At 34.7% G+C, this 22661-nt stretch carries 25 protein-coding genes and 1 tRNA gene; 4 read left to right on the top strand and 22 right to left on the bottom strand.

What is annotated here, in order from left to right; genetic code table 11:
• Positions 1 to 59: 59 nt before the first annotated feature.
• The 7 genes from NST49_RS08460 to NST49_RS08430 form a co-directional block, all read right to left on the bottom strand.
• Entirely contained in the window at positions 60 to 1217 is a 1158-nt protein-coding gene (locus tag NST49_RS08460; protein ID WP_251165974.1) for a hypothetical protein, read from the bottom strand.
• A gap of 275 nt (positions 1218 to 1492) precedes the next feature.
• On the bottom strand, positions 1493 to 2407 hold the full coding sequence (locus tag NST49_RS08455; RefSeq protein WP_187948624.1) for a DUF975 family protein: 915 nt from the start codon (positions 2405 to 2407) through the stop codon (positions 1493 to 1495).
• 139 nt (positions 2408 to 2546) lie between these two features.
• Positions 2547 to 3509, bottom strand: a complete 963-nt coding sequence (gene nrdF, locus NST49_RS08450; protein WP_023178074.1) for a class 1b ribonucleoside-diphosphate reductase subunit beta — start codon at positions 3507 to 3509, stop codon at positions 2547 to 2549.
• 15 nt (positions 3510 to 3524) lie between these two features.
• On the bottom strand, positions 3525 to 5708 hold the full coding sequence (gene nrdE / locus NST49_RS08445; protein ID WP_051932631.1) for a class 1b ribonucleoside-diphosphate reductase subunit alpha: 2184 nt from the start codon (positions 5706 to 5708) through the stop codon (positions 3525 to 3527).
• Entirely contained in the window at positions 5695 to 6060 is a 366-nt protein-coding gene (gene nrdI / locus NST49_RS08440; protein ID WP_023178076.1) for a class Ib ribonucleoside-diphosphate reductase assembly flavoprotein NrdI, read from the bottom strand. Before nrdI ends, nrdE begins: the two co-directional genes overlap by 14 nt.
• Positions 6057 to 6290 (bottom strand): glutaredoxin-like protein NrdH, encoded by a 234-nt coding sequence (gene nrdH, locus NST49_RS08435; RefSeq protein ID WP_023178077.1) that lies wholly within the window; start codon positions 6288 to 6290, stop codon positions 6057 to 6059. Before nrdH ends, nrdI begins: the two co-directional genes overlap by 4 nt.
• A 469-nt stretch (positions 6291 to 6759) precedes the next feature.
• A tRNA-Arg gene (locus tag NST49_RS08430) sits at positions 6760 to 6833 on the bottom strand.
• A 159-nt stretch (positions 6834 to 6992) separates the two neighbouring features.
• Here NST49_RS08430 and NST49_RS08425 point away from each other — a divergent pair.
• Positions 6993 to 7370, top strand: coding sequence for a PH domain-containing protein (locus NST49_RS08425; protein ID WP_023178078.1), 378 nt, complete (start codon positions 6993 to 6995; stop codon positions 7368 to 7370).
• 198 nt (positions 7371 to 7568) lie between these two features.
• Here the strand turns inward: NST49_RS08425 and glnA (NST49_RS08420) are convergent, their stop codons facing one another.
• From glnA (NST49_RS08420) to NST49_RS08385, 8 genes are all read right to left on the bottom strand, one after another.
• Positions 7569 to 8909, bottom strand: a complete 1341-nt coding sequence (gene glnA / locus NST49_RS08420; protein WP_023178079.1) for a type I glutamate--ammonia ligase — start codon at positions 8907 to 8909, stop codon at positions 7569 to 7571.
• Between the two features lie 43 nt (positions 8910 to 8952).
• Positions 8953 to 9345, bottom strand: coding sequence for a MerR family transcriptional regulator (locus NST49_RS08415; RefSeq protein WP_341048052.1), 393 nt, complete (start codon positions 9343 to 9345; stop codon positions 8953 to 8955).
• Positions 9346 to 9580: 235 nt separating this feature from the next.
• Entirely contained in the window at positions 9581 to 10915 is a 1335-nt protein-coding gene (gene glnA, locus NST49_RS08410) for a type I glutamate--ammonia ligase (protein WP_341048050.1), read from the bottom strand.
• Positions 10916 to 10986: 71 nt separating this feature from the next.
• Positions 10987 to 11352 carry a MerR family transcriptional regulator gene (locus NST49_RS08405; protein ID WP_034536774.1) on the bottom strand — a complete coding sequence of 122 codons (366 nt, stop codon included), beginning with the start codon at positions 11350 to 11352 and terminating at the stop codon, positions 10987 to 10989.
• A gap of 120 nt (positions 11353 to 11472) precedes the next feature.
• Positions 11473 to 12729, bottom strand: coding sequence for a methionine gamma-lyase family protein (locus NST49_RS08400; RefSeq protein ID WP_034536775.1), 1257 nt, complete (start codon positions 12727 to 12729; stop codon positions 11473 to 11475).
• On the bottom strand, positions 12726 to 13988 hold the full coding sequence (gene hflX, locus NST49_RS08395; protein WP_034536776.1) for a GTPase HflX: 1263 nt from the start codon (positions 13986 to 13988) through the stop codon (positions 12726 to 12728). The genes NST49_RS08400 and hflX overlap by 4 nt, the downstream gene beginning before the upstream one ends.
• Before the next feature lie 43 nt (positions 13989 to 14031).
• Positions 14032 to 14985: a tRNA (adenosine(37)-N6)-dimethylallyltransferase MiaA gene (gene miaA, locus NST49_RS08390; protein WP_341048044.1), complete on the bottom strand. Its 954-nt coding sequence runs from the start codon at positions 14983 to 14985 to the stop codon at positions 14032 to 14034.
• A complete protein-coding gene (locus NST49_RS08385) occupies positions 14972 to 15709 on the bottom strand; it encodes a glycerophosphodiester phosphodiesterase (protein ID WP_251165971.1) in 738 nt (245 codons plus the stop codon). The genes miaA and NST49_RS08385 overlap by 14 nt, the downstream gene beginning before the upstream one ends.
• A 147-nt stretch (positions 15710 to 15856) precedes the next feature.
• Here NST49_RS08385 and NST49_RS08380 point away from each other — a divergent pair, with 147 nt between their 5' ends.
• Both NST49_RS08380 and NST49_RS08375 read left to right on the top strand, forming a co-directional pair.
• The gene (locus NST49_RS08380) at positions 15857 to 16087 is read left to right on the top strand and encodes an excisionase family DNA-binding protein (RefSeq protein ID WP_034536779.1); all 231 of its coding nucleotides are present in this window, start codon (positions 15857 to 15859) and stop codon (positions 16085 to 16087) included.
• Positions 16088 to 16224: 137 nt separating this feature from the next.
• The gene (locus NST49_RS08375; RefSeq protein WP_285836206.1) at positions 16225 to 17499 is read left to right on the top strand and encodes a Y-family DNA polymerase; all 1275 of its coding nucleotides are present in this window, start codon (positions 16225 to 16227) and stop codon (positions 17497 to 17499) included.
• 54 nt (positions 17500 to 17553) lie between these two features.
• Here NST49_RS08375 and NST49_RS08370 read toward each other — a convergent pair whose 3' ends face one another.
• The 7 genes from NST49_RS08370 to NST49_RS08340 all read right to left on the bottom strand — a co-directional run bounded on the left by NST49_RS08370 (position 17554) and on the right by NST49_RS08340 (position 22054).
• Positions 17554 to 17949 (bottom strand): rhodanese-like domain-containing protein, encoded by a 396-nt coding sequence (locus NST49_RS08370; RefSeq protein WP_023178096.1) that lies wholly within the window; start codon positions 17947 to 17949, stop codon positions 17554 to 17556.
• 107 nt (positions 17950 to 18056) lie between these two features.
• The gene (locus NST49_RS08365) at positions 18057 to 18266 is read right to left on the bottom strand and encodes a hypothetical protein (RefSeq protein WP_445662725.1); all 210 of its coding nucleotides are present in this window, start codon (positions 18264 to 18266) and stop codon (positions 18057 to 18059) included.
• Positions 18247 to 19167, bottom strand: coding sequence for a YqgU-like beta propeller domain-containing protein (locus tag NST49_RS08360; protein ID WP_341048038.1), 921 nt, complete (start codon positions 19165 to 19167; stop codon positions 18247 to 18249). Before NST49_RS08360 ends, NST49_RS08365 begins: the two co-directional genes overlap by 20 nt.
• Before the next feature lie 556 nt (positions 19168 to 19723).
• Entirely contained in the window at positions 19724 to 20866 is a 1143-nt protein-coding gene (tnpB, locus tag NST49_RS08355; RefSeq protein ID WP_251165969.1) for an IS200/IS605 family element RNA-guided endonuclease TnpB, read from the bottom strand.
• A 16-nt stretch (positions 20867 to 20882) separates the two neighbouring features.
• The gene (tnpA, locus tag NST49_RS08350) at positions 20883 to 21287 is read right to left on the bottom strand and encodes an IS200/IS605 family transposase (protein ID WP_341048695.1); all 405 of its coding nucleotides are present in this window, start codon (positions 21285 to 21287) and stop codon (positions 20883 to 20885) included.
• Between the two features lie 121 nt (positions 21288 to 21408).
• Positions 21409 to 21777 carry a hypothetical protein gene (locus NST49_RS08345; protein WP_251165968.1) on the bottom strand — a complete coding sequence of 123 codons (369 nt, stop codon included), beginning with the start codon at positions 21775 to 21777 and terminating at the stop codon, positions 21409 to 21411.
• Positions 21778 to 21898: 121 nt separating this feature from the next.
• The gene (locus tag NST49_RS08340) at positions 21899 to 22054 is read right to left on the bottom strand and encodes a hypothetical protein (RefSeq protein ID WP_341048034.1); all 156 of its coding nucleotides are present in this window, start codon (positions 22052 to 22054) and stop codon (positions 21899 to 21901) included.
• 284 nt (positions 22055 to 22338) lie between these two features.
• Here NST49_RS08340 and NST49_RS08335 point away from each other — a divergent pair, with 284 nt between their 5' ends.
• Positions 22339 to 22581: a hypothetical protein gene (locus tag NST49_RS08335; RefSeq protein WP_341048032.1), complete on the top strand. Its 243-nt coding sequence runs from the start codon at positions 22339 to 22341 to the stop codon at positions 22579 to 22581.
• Positions 22582 to 22661: the final 80 nt, after the last annotated feature.

Raw genomic sequence — 22661 nt, 5'->3', positions numbered from 1 at the left:
CCTTTTTTTATCCTTAATTATCAGATAAAGCCCTTTTTATTTTTCTTATAGATTTTTACTTATAATTCCTCATAAGTAAAATCATCTAACCAAATAGATAAATTCTCATTTGTAATTGAAAAGAATAGATCCACTTTGTCTTTTGGAACAGTCATCGTGAGAGGAAGAACAGCATTTGGTTCTAAAGGACCAAAAATTTCTTCTGCCACTAACGATTCATTTTGATCCCATACCATTTCCCCATCTTTATTGCCGTAACTTAATTTGTAATGTATATTTTTTAACGTTAATTCTGTTTTATTTATGACAAAGAAGTAAGCCAATGTATTCCCATCAACTTCATCATACACACCAGAATACATCACGGTTACGTCGTTATTAAATCCCATGTCAGGATTTTCTGAAACCAATTGTTCAAATTGAGCCATTAATGGATTATTGTCTAATGTTTGACCTTTATCAGCATTCTCTTTAGGAATAACAAATGATAAATCAGCGCCTTCTGTTTGCTTTTGTTCTGTAGACGTGTCAGAAGAAATCGATGTTTCAGATTTATTAGCCTCTTCGTAATCAAATGAGTTGATCTCTTCTACCACTTGAGTAGATTCCATATTTTTCAAGAGATCTTCTTTAGTAGAATCAACCACTAAATACATCGGCATAACTGTATTTGGTTCTAAGATTCCAAAACTTTCTTCGGTCAACTTAAATGCATGTTCATCAAAAACCAATTCATTTTCCGATTTTCCAAAGGTATACGTAAATCGAATATTTTTCATTGCGGTATCTGTTCGATTAATAATAAAAAATATACCTGCAAGATTAGGAGATTCACCAAAAGTTTCCCCAGTATAGATAACGGTTACATCATCCTCGTAACCCATATCTGGATTTTGTTTTACATAATCATCTAGCAATGCCAGAGTAGCGTCTGTTTCAACAGTTAACTCATTTTTAATCTCATCTGCTTGCGGGACTAATCTCAGCTCATCCGAGACAGTCTCCTTCATTTCTTCTGAAGACGATTGTATGGATATAGAAGTTTCTTTTTCTCCAATAGAACTTTCGGGTTCACTTGATTCTTCTCCACTAGAAACAATGGAACCAGCACTTTCAGAAGTAGACGTAATTCCTTCAGTTATTTTTTCAGCTAATTGTCCAACATCACACCCTGCCAATACAACAACAAAAACGAGTAGAAATCCCAACTTTTTCATCTTTCTCTACTCCTTTCTTAAGTACTTATTAGCAACATAAACTAGCTTTTTGCTAAAAACACATACCCTCCGTTTCATTTAAATTTTTAACTCAAAAATATAGAAAGAGTTATACTGCATCTTTATACCTTATTATTGCTACTTTTATTGTATCCTATAAACCTGTATTCACAAAAAGATATACCTTGAATAGGTTATTTTATAAAAAAGGATTAGAAAATAACTGAGTTTATCTTCAACTCCTTTATTTTCTAATCCTTTAGTTTTATAGATAATTAAAAGTCAACATCATCTAATTGTCTGCCTTCGTAATCTTCATTATACTTTTCATCTTGATTATCCTTTTCATGATAGTCAGGATGAAAAGGATCGAAGGTATCTCCATCCGTCAATGTACGATAAAAAACTTGTTGAGCTGTTCTTCGATAAGGTTCGATGTAAAATGACAGTACAAGAGCTAGAAATACGAATACTAAAAACAATAAAAGAAAACCAATAATAATGGCAATTCCTTCATTCGGTCCAGCATCTAGTCTAGCTTCAATCGTTTGGACACTCCCAAACAGGATTAATGCATATACAAGAAATGGAACAATATACAGCCAAATAAATGAAAGCTGCAGTAAAAAGAACGACCATTTTTTGCCTTTCATCATTTTGCGGCTTTGATCTAATGCATCCATGATGCTAATTGTAGGGTTGTCTCTCATGATGTTCAATGCTTGACTATAACTATAACTTTTAATGATTCCTGGTATAATAAATAATAAAGACCACAGCATGATTAAAATAGACATAACAATAATCAAGCCTGTCGTTTTAAAAATACGTTCTTTTCTAAATGTTTGAAACATTCCCTCAATAGATAGTTTAACACCGTCTATTCTATCTAAGATATTCCATGCATACCCAGCATACATCAAAGATGAAATTAACCCTACAAGGGTACTGATAAGTAGGGACAATAAACTGGCTGTAATAGTTGGTTCTGCCATTACTGTTGAGTCATAAACATTTCCTTCTATAACAGATTCAATCATTGTAAACGAGCTGCCTGCTCCTATTACAGTTAATATACCTTGACTAATGACACTTGTTAAAACAGAAATAATAATTAAATTTAAAATAGCAACTTTCCAATTTCCTTTTAACAGCTTTTTTGCTGTTTTTTTTATTTCACGTCTCTTCATACTAAACTCCTCCTTTTTTAACCTGACCCTTAACTTATCATAACCGAAAGTAAGCTTCTTAACAATAATTATCCATTTAACGGCAAGTTAATTTCTCGAAAAAAAAGGTTGATCAGAAGATCTGATCAACCTTTTTTCTTTATACAGTCCATTTTTCGTAATCGTCATTTTCCATTGACTCAACCATTCCAAGTAAATAGCCATTTCCCACCTGTGAGAAAAAATCATGGTTAGATGTACCAGTAGAGATTCCATTCATAATAACTGGATCCACATCATTAGCCGTATCAGGGAATAAAGGATCAAAACCTAAATTTTGAAGAGCTTTGTTAGCGTTGTATCTCAGAAAAACTTTTACACGTTCCGTCCAACCGATTTCATCATACAGATACTCTGCGTATTTCACTTCATTTTGATACAACTTAAACAATAAGTCATATGTCCAATTTTTCAACTCTTCTTTTTCATTATCGGGTAATTGATTATACGCAATTTGAAATTTATATCCGATATATGTTCCATGAACAGATTCATCGCGTAAAATCAATTTAATGATTTCAGCCACATTTGGCAATTTATTGTTTCCTAAATAATGCAACGGAGCAAAAAATCCTGAGTAGAATAAGAAAGACTCCAACATTACGCTGGCAACTTTTCGTTGCAAGTCAGTTCCAGTATGGTAAATCTCATTGATCGTACCAGCTTTTATTTGCAGCAATTCATTCGTATTTGTCCATTGAAAAATTTCATCGATTTCCATTTTGCTATTTAACGTACTAAAAATCGCGCTGTAACTTTTCGCATGCATGGATTCCATAAATTGGATATTGTTGTAAACAGCTTCTTCGTGTTGTGTTCGAATCGATTGTTTCAAAGATTGAACACCATCTTGTGATTGAAGAGTGTCTAGCAGGGTTAAGCCTCCAAAAACTTTCCCTACCATATCTTTTTCATTTTTTGGAAGTCGAGCCCAATCATCTAAGTCATTTGATAACGGAATTCGAGTATCAGTCCAAAATTGCTCAACTAATTTTTCCCATGTTAGTTTGTCGATCATGTCTTCGATATTATTCCAGTTAATTGCTTTATAGTTCGTTGTCATTCTTGTTCTCTCCTTTTAAATGGTGCAGCTTTCACAAGCATTTGAACCAATTTCTTCTGAATTTTCCGTAAACGTACGAACGTAATAAATAGATTTAACACCTTTTTTCCAAGCATAATGACGTAAAATATTTAAGTCACGTGTTGTTTGTTTGGTTGTGCGTCCATTTTTCCATTCATACAACCCTTCAGGAATTTCAGAGCGTAAGAAGAGAGTTAAACTCATACCTTGATCGATATGCTTTTGAGCTGCTGCATAAACATCAATAACTTTACGCATGTCCATATCATAAGCAGACAAGTAGTAAGGCATCGTTTCATTGGATAAGAAAGGAGCAGGATAATAGGTTTTACCAGTCTTTTTCTCTTGACGTTCTTCAATTAAACGTGTAATTGGGTGTAAACTAGATGATGTTTCATTTACATAACTAATTGAACCCGTTGGCGCTACAGCTAAACGATTTTGGTGGTATAACCCATCTTTCATCACTGCTTCTCTTAAAGCTGCCCAGTCTTCTACAGAAGGTACATGTATCCCTTCAAATAACTGTTGAACTTTTTTACTCGTAAAGGCAAAATTTTCGTTAATATAGTGATCAAAATAAGTGCCATCTGCATAAGCAGATTTTTCAAAGTTATAAAAAGTTGTCCCTCTTTCTTTAGCAACTTTATTACTAGAAGCCAAAGTATAATAATTTAATAACTTAAAGTACACATCTGTAAATTCAACGGATTCTGGTGAGCCATAATGAATTTGATTCAAAGCTAAGAAAGTGTGTAATCCCATTGCTCCTAATCCAATCGTATGGTATTTATCGTTCCCATTTTTAATGGAAGGTACTGCATCAATGCTGGATTGATCCGTAACCATGGTTAATGCACGCACCATCGTATCGATCGATTGTCCAAAATTAGGCGATTTCATTAGGTTCACAATATTAGTTGAACCAAGGTTACAGCTGATATCCGTTCCTAAATGCTCATAAGTTTGATCATTATTAATTAATGATGGTTCTTGGATTTGTAAAATTTCACTACACAAGTTACTCATTGTAATAGTTCCGTATACTGGGTTTGCACGATTCGCAGTATCGATATTAATGATATAAGGATAACCAGATTCCTGTTGAAGTTTAGAAATCTCATTTTCTAATTCACGAGCACTGATTTTTGATTTACGGATTTCTTCATTATTCACCATATTATCGTACTCTTTAGTAATATCAATATAAGCAAATGGTTCTCCGTAAATTCGTTCTACATCATATGGACTAAAAAGATACATTTGTTCATCATGAGCAGCTAATTCATAAAATTTATCCGGTACGACTAAACCAAGAGAAAGTGTTTTTACACGAATTTTTTCATCCGCATTCTCTTTCTTTGTCGAAAGGAATGATACGATATCTGGATGAAAAACATTTAAATAGACCGCTCCTGCTCCATTTCGTTGTCCAAGCTGATTAGAATAACTAAAACTGTCTTCTAATAATTTCATTACAGGTACAACTCCGCTTGAAGCATTGTCGATTTTTTTGATTGGATCTCCAGAAGCACGTAAATTAGATAAATTCACACCAACTCCGCCACCGATACGAGACAATTGCAACGCACTGTTCACTACACGGCCAATACTGTTCATATCATCCGTTGCTTGGATCAAGAAACAAGAAACCAGTTCTCCACGTCTCTTACGACCTGCATTCAGGAATGTTGGCGTAGCAGGTTGATAACGTTGATTTACGATTTCATCCGCAAGTTTGCGAGCTAATTCAGTATCCCCATCAGCTAAATATAACGCATTGAATACGATTCGATCTTCATAGCGTTCTAAGAAACGTTGTCCATCATTCGTTTTCAAAGCATATTGTGTATAAAATTTAAAAGCTGACATAAATGAGCGGAATCTAAATTTCCGACTGTAAATATCATCAAATAATGAATGGATGAATTCTCTTTCGTATTTCAATAAAAACTCTTCTTCTATATACTCTTCTTTAATTAGATAGTTCAATTTTTCTTCAAGTGTATAAAAGAAAACGGTATTTGGATTAACATGCTCCAAAAAGTAAGCTCGTACCGCTTCACGATCTTTATTTAAAGGAATCTTTCCATCCACAGGTCTATTCAATTCATTGTTTAATTTAAAATACGTAACCTCTTTTGGTTTTGAGGCTAATTTAGGTTTATCCAATATCATTCACCACTTTCTTTAATTGTGCAACATCTTCCTCATTGCCTTGAAACTCAAAGGTATGTAATAAGGGTACTTGATAATCGTGAGCCAGATCTTTTGCCGTAAAAGCGAATAATTTACCAAAATTCAAATTCCCACCACCAGCTACCCCTTTTAAATACCTTTTATTATCAGCTGTTTCAATAAAATCGTTTAATAATTCAGTTGCTTCTTTATCATACGTTGGTGCAACAATAATGAACGGTTCTTCTAAAACAATATATGGATTCGTTGGCGTCAATTCCAACAAATCCATACTGAGTTTGTTAACAAACTTTCTAGTCTGGCCGGTTAAACTAATATAAACGACTTTCATGCTAATTGATCAAGGAGATCAGGGCGGAATCCATTAAAGGCTTCATGTCCTTCTATAGAAATAACAGGAACAGAGCTAAACCCAAGTTCTTTAACTTCATTTAAAGCTTCTTCTGATTCAAAGATATCTTTTACCTCGTAAGAAATACCTTTATCTTCTAAATATTTTTTAGTGAAATTACATTGCATACAGTTTGGTTTAGAGTAAACAATAATCGTTTTTTGCGTCATAGGTCATTCTCCTTAATAATTCATTTTTAAGTTCGTTTTCATCTATTTCTCTATTCGTATTCTACACTTATTCTCTCTCACTGGCAAATAAAAAAACCACTATATCTAGTGGTTTTCCTATTGACATATTCGTTTTTTCCTATATGTGGTATTTGTCATTCATGCTTGTGAACAATAAACAGTTGAGAAACCTACAGTTATTTGTCTCCAAACCTTTCTTCGTGTAATTTTCACATTTGAAAAAAATCTAAAAAAACTTTTTTTATTTTTTTAATCCTCACGAAATCAATTTATTAAAGATTTTAGAATATTTTTACATTTTTTTGAATAATACTGTATACATCTTTATTTGTTTCATTCGCTTATAATTAATTTTCCTTTTCTGAAAAGAAAAGAAAAATTTTCTATTTTCAACATTAAAAAAAAGTTAGAAAAGCTGAGTAGTCAACTTTTCTAACTTATCAATTTATGTCTCAGGAGAGATTCGAACTCCCGACCGTCCGCTTAGAAGGCGGATGCTCTATCCAACTGAGCTACTGAGACATGTCCTAGCAACAAAATTAATTATATGTAATAATGAATAAAAAGTCAACACTTTTTGCCAATAAATTTTAAATTTAAGAAAGAATGTTATTTTAATCAGTTGAATTTAATAAATACACCCTTTACAATAATTATTAAACAAGTTAGGGAGGTTTTAAAATGGGGTTAATTGGTGGTCTTTTAGGAAACGCCGGGAACATCAGCGAGAATGAGGCTCGAAAAAAACTATCAGGTGTCATTTTGGATACTGAAGAAATCGATTTAGCGTTTAAATTGGTTCGTGATTTAATTATTTTTACCAATAAGCGTTTAATTGTCATTGATAAACAAGGTGTCACAGGTAAAAAAACGACTTATCATTCTTTGCCATATAAGTCGATCAGTCGCTTTTTGGTTGAAACAACCGGCCATTTTGACTTAGATGCTGAATTGAAGATCTTTATTTCCAGTGCTGTTGAACCAGCTATTACGTTGCAGTTTACAAATGATAAACACATTACAGCAATTCAACAAGCTTTGGCACTAGCTGTACTCTAAACCAAGTAAAAAAGAAGAGAGTGAGACAAAAAGCGTTTAGAGCCGAATCACTGGAACGAATAAGCGCAGTATGGTCATCGACCATCGAGCATTGTTCGCGAAGTGGACGTCGGGTCTGCTTTTTGGAGCACGTTTTAGAATGAATATTCGTATAAAAAGAGGAGGCTAGGATTTTTGTCCCGGCCTCTTCTTTTCTTTTTAATACAATTTCAAGTATTGTTCTCTTTCCCATTCAGTCACTTGCTCACGAAAAGCAGCCCATTCGATTTTTTTAGCATTGACAAAGTTTTCATAAATATGATCACCCAAACCAGCTTTAATCGTATTGTCTTTTGCTAAGTATCCTAAAGCTTCATGCAATGTTCCAGGTAAATCATAAATCCCATTTTCATAACGATCTTTTTCGCTCATTACATAAATATTGCGGTTGATAGGTACTGGAGCTTCCATTTTATTTTTCACACCATCTAACCCAGCTTTCAAAAGAACAGCCATCGCTAAATATGGATTTGCGCTAGGGTCGACACTACGTAATTCAACACGAGTAGACATTCCCCTTGATTGCGGTACACGAATTAGTGGTGAGCGATTACGGCCGCTCCATGCAATGTATACAGGCGCTTCATATCCGGGTACAAGACGTTTGTATGAATTTACAGTAGGGTTAACGATTGCTGTAAATGCTTTTGCGTGATCTAAAATACCAGCTAAAAATTGACGTGCTGTATCACTTAGTTCCATATCCCCATCTTTATCGTAAAAAGCATTACCTTCTTTTGTAAATAAAGATAAGTTGAAATGCATTCCAGATCCATTGACTCCATATAATGGTTTAGGCATAAACGTAGCATGTAAACCATGTTTACGAGCGACAGTTTTTACAATCAATTTAAATGTTTGAATGTTATCGCATGCTTCGATCGCACTTGCATATTTCCAGTCGATCTCATGTTGTCCTGGTGCAACTTCATGGTGACTAGCCTCGATTTCAAAACCAAGATCTTCTAATTGCAATACGATATCGCGACGGCAATTTTCACCTAAATCTGTTGGAGCTAAATCAAAATAGCCTCCATCGTCATTCAACTCTAAAGTGGGCTCATTTTTTTCGTCTAATTTAAAAAGGAAAAATTCAGGTTCAGGTCCTAAATTAAACTCAGTAAACCCAAGTTCTTCCATTTCTTTCAAAGTACGCTTCAAGTTAGAACGAGGATCTCCAGCAAATGGTGTACCATCTGGATTGTATACGTCACAAATCAGACGAGCGATTTTACCAGAACCTTCAGTCGTTTCCCATGGGAAAATCAACCAAGTATCTAAATCCGGTCTCAAATACATATCGCTTTCTTCTATCCGTACAAATCCTTCGATTGAAGAGCCATCAAACATTAACTCATTATCCAATACTTTTTTCAGTTGACTAATGGGTACCTCAACATTTTTAATTACACCTAAAATATCAGTAAACATTAATCGCAAGAAACGGACATTTCCTTTTTTTGACGCCTCTTCAATTTCTTTTCTCATAAACTTAGCCATACATTTTTTTCTTCCCTTCTCTTAGCAACTTTTTAGTTTGTTATTACCCTATTCGATTTTGATTAAGAAACGAATTTGCCGTTTTAGCACTTAATCCACTTACCGCTAGAAATTCATCATGCAAGATTTTTCGTACGTCATCATCTGTCATAACTTTATTTACTTCTTGTTCTCTAGCTTTTTCTCTATTCTCCTGCAGCTCATAAATGCGTTTGATACCCGCCATATTGATTCCATCTGATAAATAATCTTTAATCTCAAGAAGAACATCAATATCATTTAAAGAATACATTCGGCGATTTCCTTCATTCCGCAAAGGATGGATTAGATCCTGTTCTTCATAGTAGCGAATCTGTCGTGCAGTTAAATCTGTTAGTTTCATAACTGTACCAATCGGAAAAACCGACCTTGAACGTCTAAGTTCTTTCTCACTCATTTAAGTCCTCCTTTCGATTACTTTTATAGAATAGCAGTCTTTTTTTTCTCTGTCAACAAAAAAATGCATCTTATGTCAGAAAATCTAACACGTCAAAACGAACGTTTCATTTTTTAATCATTCATTTGTTCCGATTAAAAACTCAAAATTGAACTATACCAATTGTATTAGAACGAAAAAAAACCCCAATGGACAGTAAAATTGTCCATTGGGGTTTTTCATTTTGGTCTATTTTTTAATATAAGGTTAGATATTTTTCTTTTTCCCATTCAGAAACTTGTTCACGATAAGCAGCCCACTCTACATGTTTAGCACTGACAAAACTTCTATAGATATGTTCACCCAAAGCTTCTTGAACGACTTTATCTTCTTGCAAGTATTTAACAGCATTATGCAAAGTAGATGGAAGATCTTTGATGCCTTTTTTGTATCGTTCTTCTGAAGACATACGATAGATATTGCGATCTATTGGTTTAGGTACTTCCATTTCTTTTTTCACTCCATCTAGTCCTGAATACAACAATGTTGCAACGGCTAAATAAGGATTAGCACTAGGATCAACACTCCGCAATTCAATACGAGTAGAAACTCCTCTTGAGCTTGGAATACGCACAAGTGGTGAGCGATTACGAGCACTCCATGCGATATAAACAGGTGCTTCGTATCCTGGAATCAATCGTTTATAAGAGTTTACAGTCGGATTACAGATAGCCGTATATCCTAAAGCATGATCCAATATACCTGCTAAGAAATGATAAGCCGTTTTACTTAAACCAAGTTCATCTTCTTCATTACAAAGAACATTGCCCTGATTGTTAAATAAAGACATGTTAAAATGCATTCCAGATCCACTTACACCAAACATTGGTTTAGGCATGAATGTCGCATGCAAACCATGTTTGCGGGCAACTGTTTTTACGATTAGTTTAAACGTTTGGATATTGTCACATGCTTCTATGGCACTTGCATATTTCCAGTCTATCTCATGCTGACCGGGAGCTGTTTCATGATGACTAGCTTCAATTTCAAAACCTAATTCTTCTAGTTGCAACACAATATCACGGCGACAGTTTTCGCCTAAATCCGTTGGAGCAAAATCGAAATACCCGCCATTATCATTTAATTCAGTCGTTGGTTTTCCATTTTCGTCTAATTTAAATAAGAAAAATTCGGGTTCGGGTCCTAAATTAAACTCTGTAAAGCCTTGTTCTTCCATTTGTTTTAGAACACGCTTCAAGTTGTTTCTAGGATCTCCAGCAAATGGTGTACCGTCCGGATTATAAATATCACAAATCAAACGAGCAACTTTTCCGTTTTCAGATTCCCAAGGGAAAATTAACCACGTTGATAAATCTGGGCACAAAATCATGTCGCTTTCTTCAATTCTTACAAAACCATCAATGGAAGAGCCATCAAACATCATTTTATTGTCCATGACTTTTTCTAGTTGACTGATAGGCACCTCAACATTTTTAATGATTCCATCTATATCCGTAAACATCAATCGTAAATACCGAACATTTTCTTCTTTTGCACTTATTTCGATTTCTTTCCTTGTAAATTTTTTCATTTTGTATTTATTTTCTCCCTTTTATTAGACATTTTTTTAGTAATCATTACCTTATTTTAATATAAAAAAGTTTAAAAGAAACGCGAAGGGCCTTTTGTATCAATTCCTCTTAAAGCTAGAAACTCGTCTTGTAAGATTCGCCGGACGTCATCGTCTGTCAAAGCAGAACGCTCATCGTTTTCCTCTTCATTTTCTTTCAATTCATAAATACGCTTAATACCTGCCATATTGATTCCTTCGGCTAAGTAATCTTTTATTTCAAGCAGCACGTCTATGTCATTTAACGAGTACATTCTTCTATTTCCTTCATTCCGTTCAGGACAAATCAGCTTCTGTTCTTCATAATAACGAATTTGACGGGCTGTTAGATCGGTCAAAGTCATTACTGTTCCAATTGGAAATACAGACATGGAACGCCTTAGCTCTTTCTCGTTCATGAGGGTCCTCCCATCCAGCTCTATTACTACAGTAACAAGGTCAATTAAAATTGTCAAAAATCTTACATCATTTAGTGAATATTCTAATGTGCTTCACTGCACAGCTGGTTTTCTTTTTTTCTATCCTTGAAAAAACAGTTCTTCTACAGCTGAACTCACTGCTAACTTAACATGCTCATACGTTAGCCCGCCTTGAACATACAGCGTGTATGGGGGACGGATCGGACCATCTGCTGTTAATTCCATGCTGGAACCTTGTATAAATGTTCCTGCCGCCATAATCACATCATCTTCATAACCAGGCATGTAAGCACCTATTGGAGAAACATGTGCATTAATTGGAGAATATTTTTGGATCGTTTGTGCAAATTTAATCATTTTTTCTTTATCATTCAAAGAAATCATTTGAATAAGGTCTGTTCGCTCATCATCCCACTTGGGTGTACTTTCTATGCCACAAGCTTCTAAAAGAGCAGCTGTGTATACAGCGCCTTTTACTGCTTCTCCAACCGTATGCGGAGACATGAAAAAGCCCTGATACATTTCTTGAAGGCTGTATAAAGAAGCACCTGCCTCTCTTCCTATTCCTGGTGTTGTTAACCGGTAGCCGCAAGCTTCAATCAATTCTAATTTCCCAACAATGTAACCACCTGTTTTAGCCAATCCGCCACCTGGATTTTTGATTAATGATCCTGCCATCAAATCCGCCCCAACTTCAATCGGTTCTTGTTCTTCAACAAACTCGCCATAACAATTATCGACAAAAATGATGACCTCAGGATTGACTGCTTTGACAAATTGAATCATTTCTTTTATTTGACGAATCGTAAATGAAGGTCTGCTTGCGTATCCTCTAGAACGTTGGATAGCGACCATTTTAGTTTTTGCCGTCATTTTTTCTTTTATGGCATCAAAATCTGGTTTTCCGTCTGCCAATAAATCAACTTGATCAAAACCCATTTGGTATTCTTTAAATGAGCCAATGCCGTTTCCAGTCACTCCAACAATTTCAAGCAACGTGTCATAAGGAGCACCAGAGATGTACAATAAATCATCTCCAGGGCGCATAACACCAAATAAGGCTGTTGAGATAGCATGTGTTCCAGAAATAATTTGAGGGCGGACTAATCCTGCTTCTGCTCCAAAAACTTCTGCATATACTTCTTCTAATGTATCTCTCCCGAAATCATCGTATCCGTATCCAGTCGTAGGATTAAAATGTTGTTCCGTAACTTTTTTATTTCTAAAGCTTTGCATGACCTTATTTTGATTGAATAAGGCTATTTCATGTATGCGGTCATGAATCGGTTTTATTTTTTCTTCCACTACTTTTATTTTTTCAATTAATTCTGGTGCATAATGACTGTTCCAACTCATGACGTTTGATTCTCTCCATTCCATTTAGACTCTGCTTTCGCGTAGCCTTTAACAATATAAACATTTTTTTCTTCATCGTATTCTTCTGAGATCACTAATGTTTCTCTTTTCAAGCGCACCAATTTTTCTCCTTGATCTACGTTGATTTCAAGACGATAAGAAACCATCAATTCCTTCATTTTATCCATGATAACGGACAGTAAGTGATCAATGTCTTCAGGATCATTCGCTGAAATCACCACATTAGGAAAAAGAGAGGGGTAAAAAGCATCTTCGACTAGATCTTTTTTATTATATACCGTTAACATCGGTATTTTTGCCATGTCCAGTTCTTTCAACAATTGCATAACCGTTTGTTCATGTCCTGACAAGTTCTCCGCAGAAGCATCAACGACATGCAAGAGAAGATCAACACCTTTTGTTTCTTCTAGAGTCGATTTGAACGATTCAATTAGTTGTGTAGGCAAATCTTGTATAAAACCAACGGTATCGGTAAGCGTCACTGTCATTCCGCTAGGCAGCAGCAATTGACGCGTCAAAGGATCTAGTGTTGCAAATAATTGATTTTCTTCATACGTATCTGCTTGAGTTAACTTATTTAATAACGTTGATTTCCCAGCATTTGTATATCCCATTAAACCAATTTGAAACGTGCCGCTTTCTTTACGCTGTTCACGAGTTCGACTGCGGTGCTTTTCTGTTTCTGTTAAATCACGTTTAATATCTGTGATTTGATCACGGATATGTCGACGATCGGTTTCTAATTTTGTTTCTCCTGGACCACGTGTTCCAATTCCCCCACCTAGTCGAGACAAGTTAACCCCTTGACCAGCTAAACGAGGCAGCAAATACTGCAACTGAGCTAATTCAACTTGTAATTTACCTTCTTTACTTTTAGCACGCATGGCAAAGATGTCTAAAATCAATTGGATTCGGTCAATGACTTTCACTTCATCCATTAAAACTTTTTGAATATTTCTTGTTTGTCCAGGTGTCAGCCCTTGGTTGAAAATAACCGTATCTGCTTCTAACTCATCTACTAAAGCAACCAATTCTTCCATCTTGCCTTTACCTAAAAAGGTACGTGAATCTACTCGTTCTCTTTTTTGAGTTAGTTCTCCAACTACTTCACCTAGAGCCGTTTCCGTCAATTGTTCTAATTCTCTCAAAGAATATTCAAAATCCAGGTTACTTTCATTAGTTTGAACTCCTACAAGGATAACGCGTTCGACTGTTTCAGCGGTTTCTTTTGTTTCCATTACGTTCACCTTCTATTCTAGTATTTTAAACACATTGTACACACTATTTTTCTAAAAATGCTTGGACTTCTTCTACTACTTGTTGTTCTTTCTCAGGATGACTCACTAAATCAACCCACTCCACATTTTCCAATCGGTTTTTAAACCAAGTAAGTTGGCGTTTAGCATACCGTCTTGAATTTTGCTGGATGGCCTCTTTTGCTTCTTGTAAGGTAATCTTATTTTCAAGATATGGAAACAATTCTTTATAACCGATTCCTTTTGCAGCTTGTGCATCGGGCAATTGTTGTTCATATAACCATTTTACTTCTTCAATCAAACCCTTTTCAAACATTTGCTCTACACGAAGGTTGATTCGACTATATAACTCTTCTCGATCAGTTGTTAGACCAATAATTTTCGCATCATAAAGGAGCTCTTTTTCCTTACGTTCACTTTGATAACTAGAAAAAAGTTGACCGGTCACCTGATACACTTCAAGTGCTCGGATAATACGTCTGCGATTGTTAAAATGAATTTTTTCTGCAGCAGCTGGATCTATTTGATTTAATTGTTCCCACAAATAGCGATTTCCTTTTTCTACGGCTATCGCTTCTTGAGCTTCACGAAAAGCCTCATCATTTTCTCCGCTTCCACCAAACGTCACATCATACAATAAGGATTCGATGTATAAACCTGTACCCCCTACAATAATTGGTACTTTCCCTTTAACTGAAATATCTTCAATTAAAGACCGAGCTCTCTTTTGGAAATCAGAAACAGCATAAGGAGTCGTTACATCCACTTCATCAATGAGATGATGCGGTATTTCTCCTTGTTCTTCCTTAGATACTTTAGCTGTTCCAATAGTTAGATTGCGGTAAATTTGCATAGAATCTCCACTGATAATTTCTCCATTTAATTCCCGCGCTAAGGAGAGACTTAAACTTGTTTTCCCAACAGCTGTTGGTCCTACAATGATAATAATTTTTTTCTTTTCCACATTATTCTCCTTCATACTGCCATTTATTTCTTATGTGAAGAGCTCTCTCAGGATAATCTGTGATAATACCTGCTACTTGTTTTTGTAAACAATATTGGATGTCCTCATTCTTATTAACTGTCCAAATGCGTACTGGAATTTCGGAGTTACGAATACCTTTAAACCAGCTTAGTTTCGGATGCCACATTCTAACAGGAATAGTTGGACTTAGAGAAGTAACATTTTCACCATTATTTTCAAATAGTAGCGCTATTTTACAAGTAGGATCTACTTCTTTGAGTTGAACTAATGTTTCATAGTTAAAACTGGAATATTCTACACTAAATGACCAATCCTTTTCAGTTACAAAAGCCCATACTTTTTCTACGATTCCTGGGTAAGAATAATTATCTGTTTTTAATTCGATATTTACAAGGCCTTGATAGTCTACTTCTTCAAGTAAATTAAAAACTTCTCGAAGTGTTGGAATACAGCAATGACTGAATTCAGGAGAATACCAACTTCCGGCATCTAGTTGTTTTAGTTCGGTTAATGTTAAATTTTGAACGTTTCCTTTTCCATTCGTTGTACGTTCTACTGATTCATCATGGATAACAATTAGTTCATTGTCTAAACTTAAATGAATATCTAGCTCAATGCCATCGCTTCCCACTCGAACAGCTTCTCGAAATGCTTCTAATGTGTTCTCTGGATGTGTGCCTTTACTTCCTCGGTGAGCAATAATCTTTGTACGGTCCATAACTTACAATCCCTCCATCGCTTACATTCCTAATAATTATAGCATATTTCTATAATAAGCCCTATAGTCAGCTTTCTTCTCACATGAAACTGTCGTCTTTTCTCAAAAAGTAACGTACAATAGAAACTGTAGTAAGGAGGCAGATAAATGTATTTAACCATCGAAGAAACCGCAGACTATTTAGAACTTTCAACGACTGATATTGTACGTCTTATTCGTGAAAAACAGATTCGTACTTTATCTGATGGCGAAACTATCTTGATTTATAAAGAACAATTCAATTTGTATTTGCGCGAAATTGAAAAATACAAAAAAGAATTACAAGAGTATTTAGATGAACCCATTCCAGAGGATATTGATATAAAGGATGAAGATTAACATAAAACAAGCTTAAGAGAAGTAGACCAAATGGCTATTTCTTGAGCTTGTTTTATTTTTTTCTTATTATTTTCTTTACTAAAGGAACGTATGTTCGTATAATAAGGGTAAGCTTATACGAAAGGATGCCGTTTGGTATGATCAAAATGGATTACTCAAAGGAACCTAGAAGAGATATCTTATGCATTGATGTGACCTCTTTTTTTGCTTCTGTCGAGTCCGTTAGACTTGGCCTCCACCCTTTAGCTTCATATGTTGTTGTGATGAGTAAAGCTGATCAAGATGGCGGACTAGTTTTAGCTGCTGCTCCTAGAGTAAAGAAAGAATATGGTATTAAAACAGGATCAAGACGATATGAGATTCCTAAACATTCCTTTATTCAGATCGTTGAACCTCACATGACTTTGTATTTAAAAGTCAATGCTATGATTAACGCTATCTTTTTGGAATTCGTAGCAGAAACAGATTTGCATCTTTATAGTATTGATGAGTCTTTTTTAGATGTCACCGCTTCGCATGCCTTATATGGTTCTACAAAAGAGATTGCTTTAAAGATCCAAACGACGATCTGGCAACGACTTCGTTTGTTTGTGACGATTGGCATCGGAGATAATCCGCTCATGGCAAAATTAGCCTTAGATAATGCTGCAAAAAAAGAAAAAAACGGCATTGCAGAATGGCATTATAAAGATGTTCCCGAAACCCTTTGGAAAATTCAACCTATTACAGAAATGTGGGGTATTGGATCGCGCACGGCTTCAAATCTTTACCGTTTGGGGATTGATTCTGTTTATGACCTTTCACAATACTCTGTTCATTCCTTAAAAAAAATACATGGAACTATTGGAGAACAACTTTTTTATCATGCTCATGGTATTGATCAAAGTATTATCTCTCAGAAATACACTCCTCTATCTCGTTCATTTGGCAAGAGTCAAATATTAGATCGTGATTACATAGATGCATACGAAATTGAAGTAGTTATTCGAGAAATGGCTGATCAAGTAGCTGCTCGCCTGAGAAACCATCATGCTCAAACGGGTATGATCCATTTAACGATTCGTTTTTCTGGAGAAATTCTGGATAAAGGGTTCAATCAGCAACTAAAAATTTTCCCTACTTCTTCCAGTCAAAAAATCATTGAGACGTGTTTATTTCTTTTTAGAAAACACTACAATAATGAACCTGTTCGTCAATTAGCCATTAGTTGCGGAAAAATACACTACCAATCAGATTTACAATTGGATTTATTCGAATCAGCTGAACAGACCATTAGCCGTGAAGAACTAGAAAAAGTGATTGATCGCATTCGGTTTAAATATGGTTACACTTCCCTTGTACATGCTAGTAGTTTAACCTCAGGAGGAACAGCTATTAAACGCAGTGGCTTAGTCAGCGGACACCAGGGTTAAGTCATATTATAAGAAAAAGAGTTGAGACAAAATGTCTCAACTCTTTTTTACTCATTAATGAGCTGTTTTAGTTTTTCCAGTCCAATCACGGTATCCACCTTTAAGGTGATAAATATCTGTATGGCCCTCTTTACGTAAACGAAGCGCAGCACGTAAACTTAGCGCTTTATTATGATCATAAAGATAAATAGGTTGATCTTTTCTTATTTCAACGCTGCGTGTTTTAAAAGTTGAAAAAGGAATGTTTCTAGCTCCTAAAATGTGCCCTGCATCAAAGTCCTTCTTTTCGCGGACATCAATTAATTGAACTTTACGCATTTCTTTTTTAAACTCTTCTTCTGTTAGTTCCACAGATGCGTTTTTACGTTTGAAATAACTGTAAATTTCGTAACCTGCCCATACTATAATAATAATCCATAAAACTGCATTAATAATTTGACCTATATTCACTTCTTGTGTACCCCTTTCAACTTGTTCTACAGGGATAATTGTACACAAGAATCGTTTGTTTTACTAGCTTTTTTTATATAAGACCTTTTTAACTCTCGTTACTGACTCTAATTAGGCATACTAATTAAGGAATAGATTTTTTGTTGTTCAATATCTATAATACTTTCAAATCGCCAACCATATAAACTATATTTCCCATTATGAGCCATTGAGATTGGCGCATTGTCTGGGAGATCAATAATCGGCTTAATGGTCTTATTCTCAAAATCCAACTCTCCAAACTCAAATTCCCCAGTTTCAAGTTCCAATTGTGCCACTTCTTTTGCAAATACTCCATAGACAGGTGTGTTTCTTGCAGCCTGACTTAAGTAAGGAAAAACAAGACGATTTATTCATGGTCACTTTGGGAATAGACATGAAAGATTGATCAACCATAAATGGATACTGATAACTTAGAAGCAACTCATCTTCAGCAAAGTCTGAAGGTGTAAATGTAATGAATGTATCATCATGTATAAAAAAGCTTGAAACTTGACTCTTTAATCGCAGTGTTTCGTTTGTCCGAATATCTCCCATGTAAAGCTCACCCGTTTCAAGAGAGAAATCCTCTTTATTATCTACATATAAATATAGATTAGCTGAATACCACAAGGGCGTTAATGAAGCAGATGGTATAGAAACAATCTCGTTAGTCTCTGTATTCCAATCACCAACTACCATATTAGAATCGGATTGGTAGTATGAAATAAAGATATGGTGTTGATCTGCTGGATTCCAGTTCACATTAACAAAGCCTTTCGTTTCTAAAGGCAATGTTTGAACAACTGCACCGCTCCTATCAATTACTCTTAACTCCCCACCATTTTCGCTAGCAACTTGAATCACTATCTGTTGTTGATTTTCTGAAATAATAGCTGTTAAAATAATCGATCCGGCTTCATAAATAGGCTCAGTTTCTCCTGTGAAGATATTAAAAAGAGATAATGTATCATTATTTACTTCGCCTGAATGAATCAATACTTCTTCATCAGACATCCATCCAATCACTTTTCTAAAACTTTCATATTCAATAGGAATCTCTTTATAAGACAATGGCTTTTTTTCAGACACAGTTGGTTTATTATCTTGATTTTTGTTGCAACTCAATAAAAATAAGGAAGCAGAAAAAAGCAAAACAGCTAAACTAAACATCATATATTTTTTCTTTTTCCTTTTCATCTCATCACCTTATTTTTTTGATTAATTGACATCGTATGGTTACTTGCTAGTACCATTCCAAAAACTTTCATCTAAAGTATAGCATATGCTACGCCGTTTCACACTTTATTAGCCTACCTCACATTACTAGAGATAACTAAATGAAAACATTTGGAACACTAAAAAAAGAACTACGATACTATTTTAAAAATGGTACCGTAGTTCTTTTTTGCACTCATCTTGAGCAATAAATACTTCTTTTTAAATTGGTATGTAAGTGCGCCTTTTAAATTAAATAGTTAATACCAATCAAATGCTACTTTTCTTTCCAATTCTAAGTTAATATTCTTTGCTTTCATTTCCTTTGAAAATTGTTCTAGTGAATCATATTCGACAACTTCTCTGGTGTCTCTGATAACTAGTGAACTACTCACCACTTAGCTAAACCTAATGATTCTTAGCGCTTGAAGTGGGAGCTTCTTGGGAATAGAGCATACTTGCAAGTGTATTTCTTTACTCACAGCGGTTCCTCTTATTTACCAAGCTATCCCCGTAGTTCCTACGGTTCTTTTTTTAGCTAAACTAATACTTTTATTCTCAGACCTTCGGTCAGAATATTGATACTAGCATTTATGTCTCGGTCATGATAAGCCTGGCAAATAGGACAAGTCCAGTCGCGGATTTCGAGCATTTTCTTGCCATCTTTATGACCACATCTTGAACAAATTTGACTAGATGGAAACCACTTATCTATCTTGATGATTTCCCGACCGTACCAATCAGCCTTGTACTGTAATTTAGTTACAAAACTAGACCACGAAACGTCAGAAATACTTTTTGCTAGCTTATGGTTACGCAACATCCCTTTTGTGTTTAAGTCCTCAATACAGATGTTATCGTGACTTTTGATAATTTCTGTACTCAACTTATTCAAAAAGTCGTTACGTTGATTCCTTACTTTTTCATGCAGTCTAGCAACTTTTCGTTTTTGTTTTTGGTAATTACTTGCCTCAAAAAGATTAATCCCTTTCTTTTTAGCTAAAAGTGCACGTCTTGACAACTTACGTTGTTCACGCTTTAGTTTCTTTTCCATTTTAGAAGTGAATTTATTATTATCAATTTTTTGACCATCAGAAAGAATCGCAAAGTCTGTAATACCAAGGTCTATTCCAATAGCAGTAGTTAGTTTAGGTAATTCAGCTATTTCTTCTTTGCACAACAAAGAAATAAAGTATTTCCCACTTGACTGACGAGATACTGTAGCCGATTTGATCATTCCTTTTGGTTGTCTGTGCAGCTTGATTCTAACGAATGTTTTCACTTTAGGTAATTTGATGAACTTATGATCCACTAAAGCGACTGTTCCATTTTGATTATTGGTTGTATAACTTTGAACAGGATTCTTCTTGCTTTTGAATCGAGGAAATCCAACGGATTTATCACGAAAGAAATTTTTGTACGCCTTATCTAGATTTAGTTGTGCATTCGCTAAAGCGAGGCTATCTACTTCTTTCAAAAACGGGAATTCGCTTTTGTATTTAGCTGGGGTCGGAAAATTCATTTTCTTAGAAGAATCATTTTTTGAGTCTTCATAAGCTTTCATTCGATCATCCAACATGAGATTATAGACCTTACGAACACAACCGAAAGACTTAGCAAAGAAAATTTCCTGTTCTTCTGTTGGATAAATTCTAAATTTATATGCTTTTAGTCGTTCCATAAGGTTCACCTACTCTCTATTTATGGTTAGTGACTTGATTTTGAATATAGTTCTTGATGACCTCAATTGGTGCGCCACCAGTTGTCAAAAGACAAAAACTTTTCGACCAAAACATTTCTTTCCAAAGAAATTGTTTTATTCTAGGATAATCCCGTTTTATTAAGCGTGAACTAGCGCTTTTGTATGCATTGATAAATTTTGTCAATTCTGTTTTTGGTTGAGCTTTGAACAGGATGTGAACATGGTCTTTATCATGATTCCACTTAACTAATGTAATGTGGTACGGTTCAGCAATTCGCTCAAAAGTACTTTTAGCGAATTTGGATAGTTCATCATCGATCACTTGTCTACGATACTTAGTCACTAAGACAAGGTGATCATGCAGTAGAAATACCGAATGATTATTTGTAGCTAATTCTATTGTTATATCATTTCATTCTTTTATAGACAGATTATATCATAAGAATAAAATAAAAAGGCAATAAGCCTGATAAGTCGATTTTCAAGTTACCAAAGGTAACCCTTAGACCAAACGGCATTCATCACCCACCTATGGAGGATGGGCGATGAATGCCTAATTTAGTTAAATAATACACATCTGAATAAACATCCAGATCATCTTTTTTGCTAGAAGCAATAATATAATCATTATTCCAATTTAATTTAACAATACTGTCCGCAAATTCAATATGTATTTCTTCATTTTCATATTGGAGTACTGAAAATGATGCAGACATTGATTGAACACTATAATAGTCATCTATCCCTATTTCATGAGCAGTAGAGGAAGTTCCAGATGCACGATAACGATTGTCAGGGTTTGTTGAAAGTAATTCCCGACCGAAGATCAAAATAAAAGGCAATAAGATTACTAAAAGAAATACTACTGACAATAAACTTTTTTTGGTCATTTTACTTTCTCTTCGAATTTAAGGATAGGCTTAGCTCTTTTTTTTGACATCATTACATAACCTCTATTCATTAGTTTATATATCTTAACCATTATTCAATTTAAAAGATTCATTAGATTGTTTAGCCTTCTAAATCTGATTTGCGAAGAAGACAATAACCTAGAATAATTAAAGTATAGCCAAAAATGATTTCTTTGTTTAATACCGCCAAAATAGCACCACAAAAAGTAAAGTTCGATACAATCTGATAACAATTTTTTTTACTTATTTTTTTCATTATACTATCTCCCATAGCCATTCTTCTAACCAAATAATTCATAATCAAATTATCTATCTCATCTCATAAAATTAAAAGAACGTGTTGGTTTACATAGTAGCAACCAATGGGTGCTACTATGCAACTAATGGTTTATAGCCAACACTCTTCCCTTTTCGTATGATAGAGATAAGAAATAAATAAGGAAGAAGGCAATTGGCATTAGGAGAAAAGTTGAAGGAAAGCAGAACCAATAATTTAAACAAAATAGAACTAATTGAATGATAAAAGGAGTTACTATAAAAATGGAAAAAACTAAATTAATTCGGTTTAAAGAAGGATTTTTATATGCGTTACTCTTTATGGGATTTAATGGACTAAAAGAACTTATTTTTGATTATGTAGAAACGAGTCAGCTTTTTCGTGAATTCAGCCACGCACCCAAGGAAGTAATTGGAGTAGTTGCCATTACTATTTTAGGATTATGGATAGTGCTTGGTTTACTAATTGGATTCGGTTTAATTGTTTCAGATGCCTTGAAAAGATGACGGTCTTAAACTTTTACACAACTATTGTTTCACGCTGCATTGATGTTAAAAACGAGTTAATAGAGAATGAATTATCCCAA

The sequence above is a fragment of the Carnobacterium sp. FSL W8-0810 genome, from assembly GCF_038007125.1.
Classification (GTDB): domain Bacteria; phylum Bacillota; class Bacilli; order Lactobacillales; family Carnobacteriaceae; genus Carnobacterium_B; species Carnobacterium_B inhibens.
The sequence above is the reverse complement of the archived record's forward strand: the minus strand, read 5'-3'. Positions and strand labels throughout refer to the sequence as shown.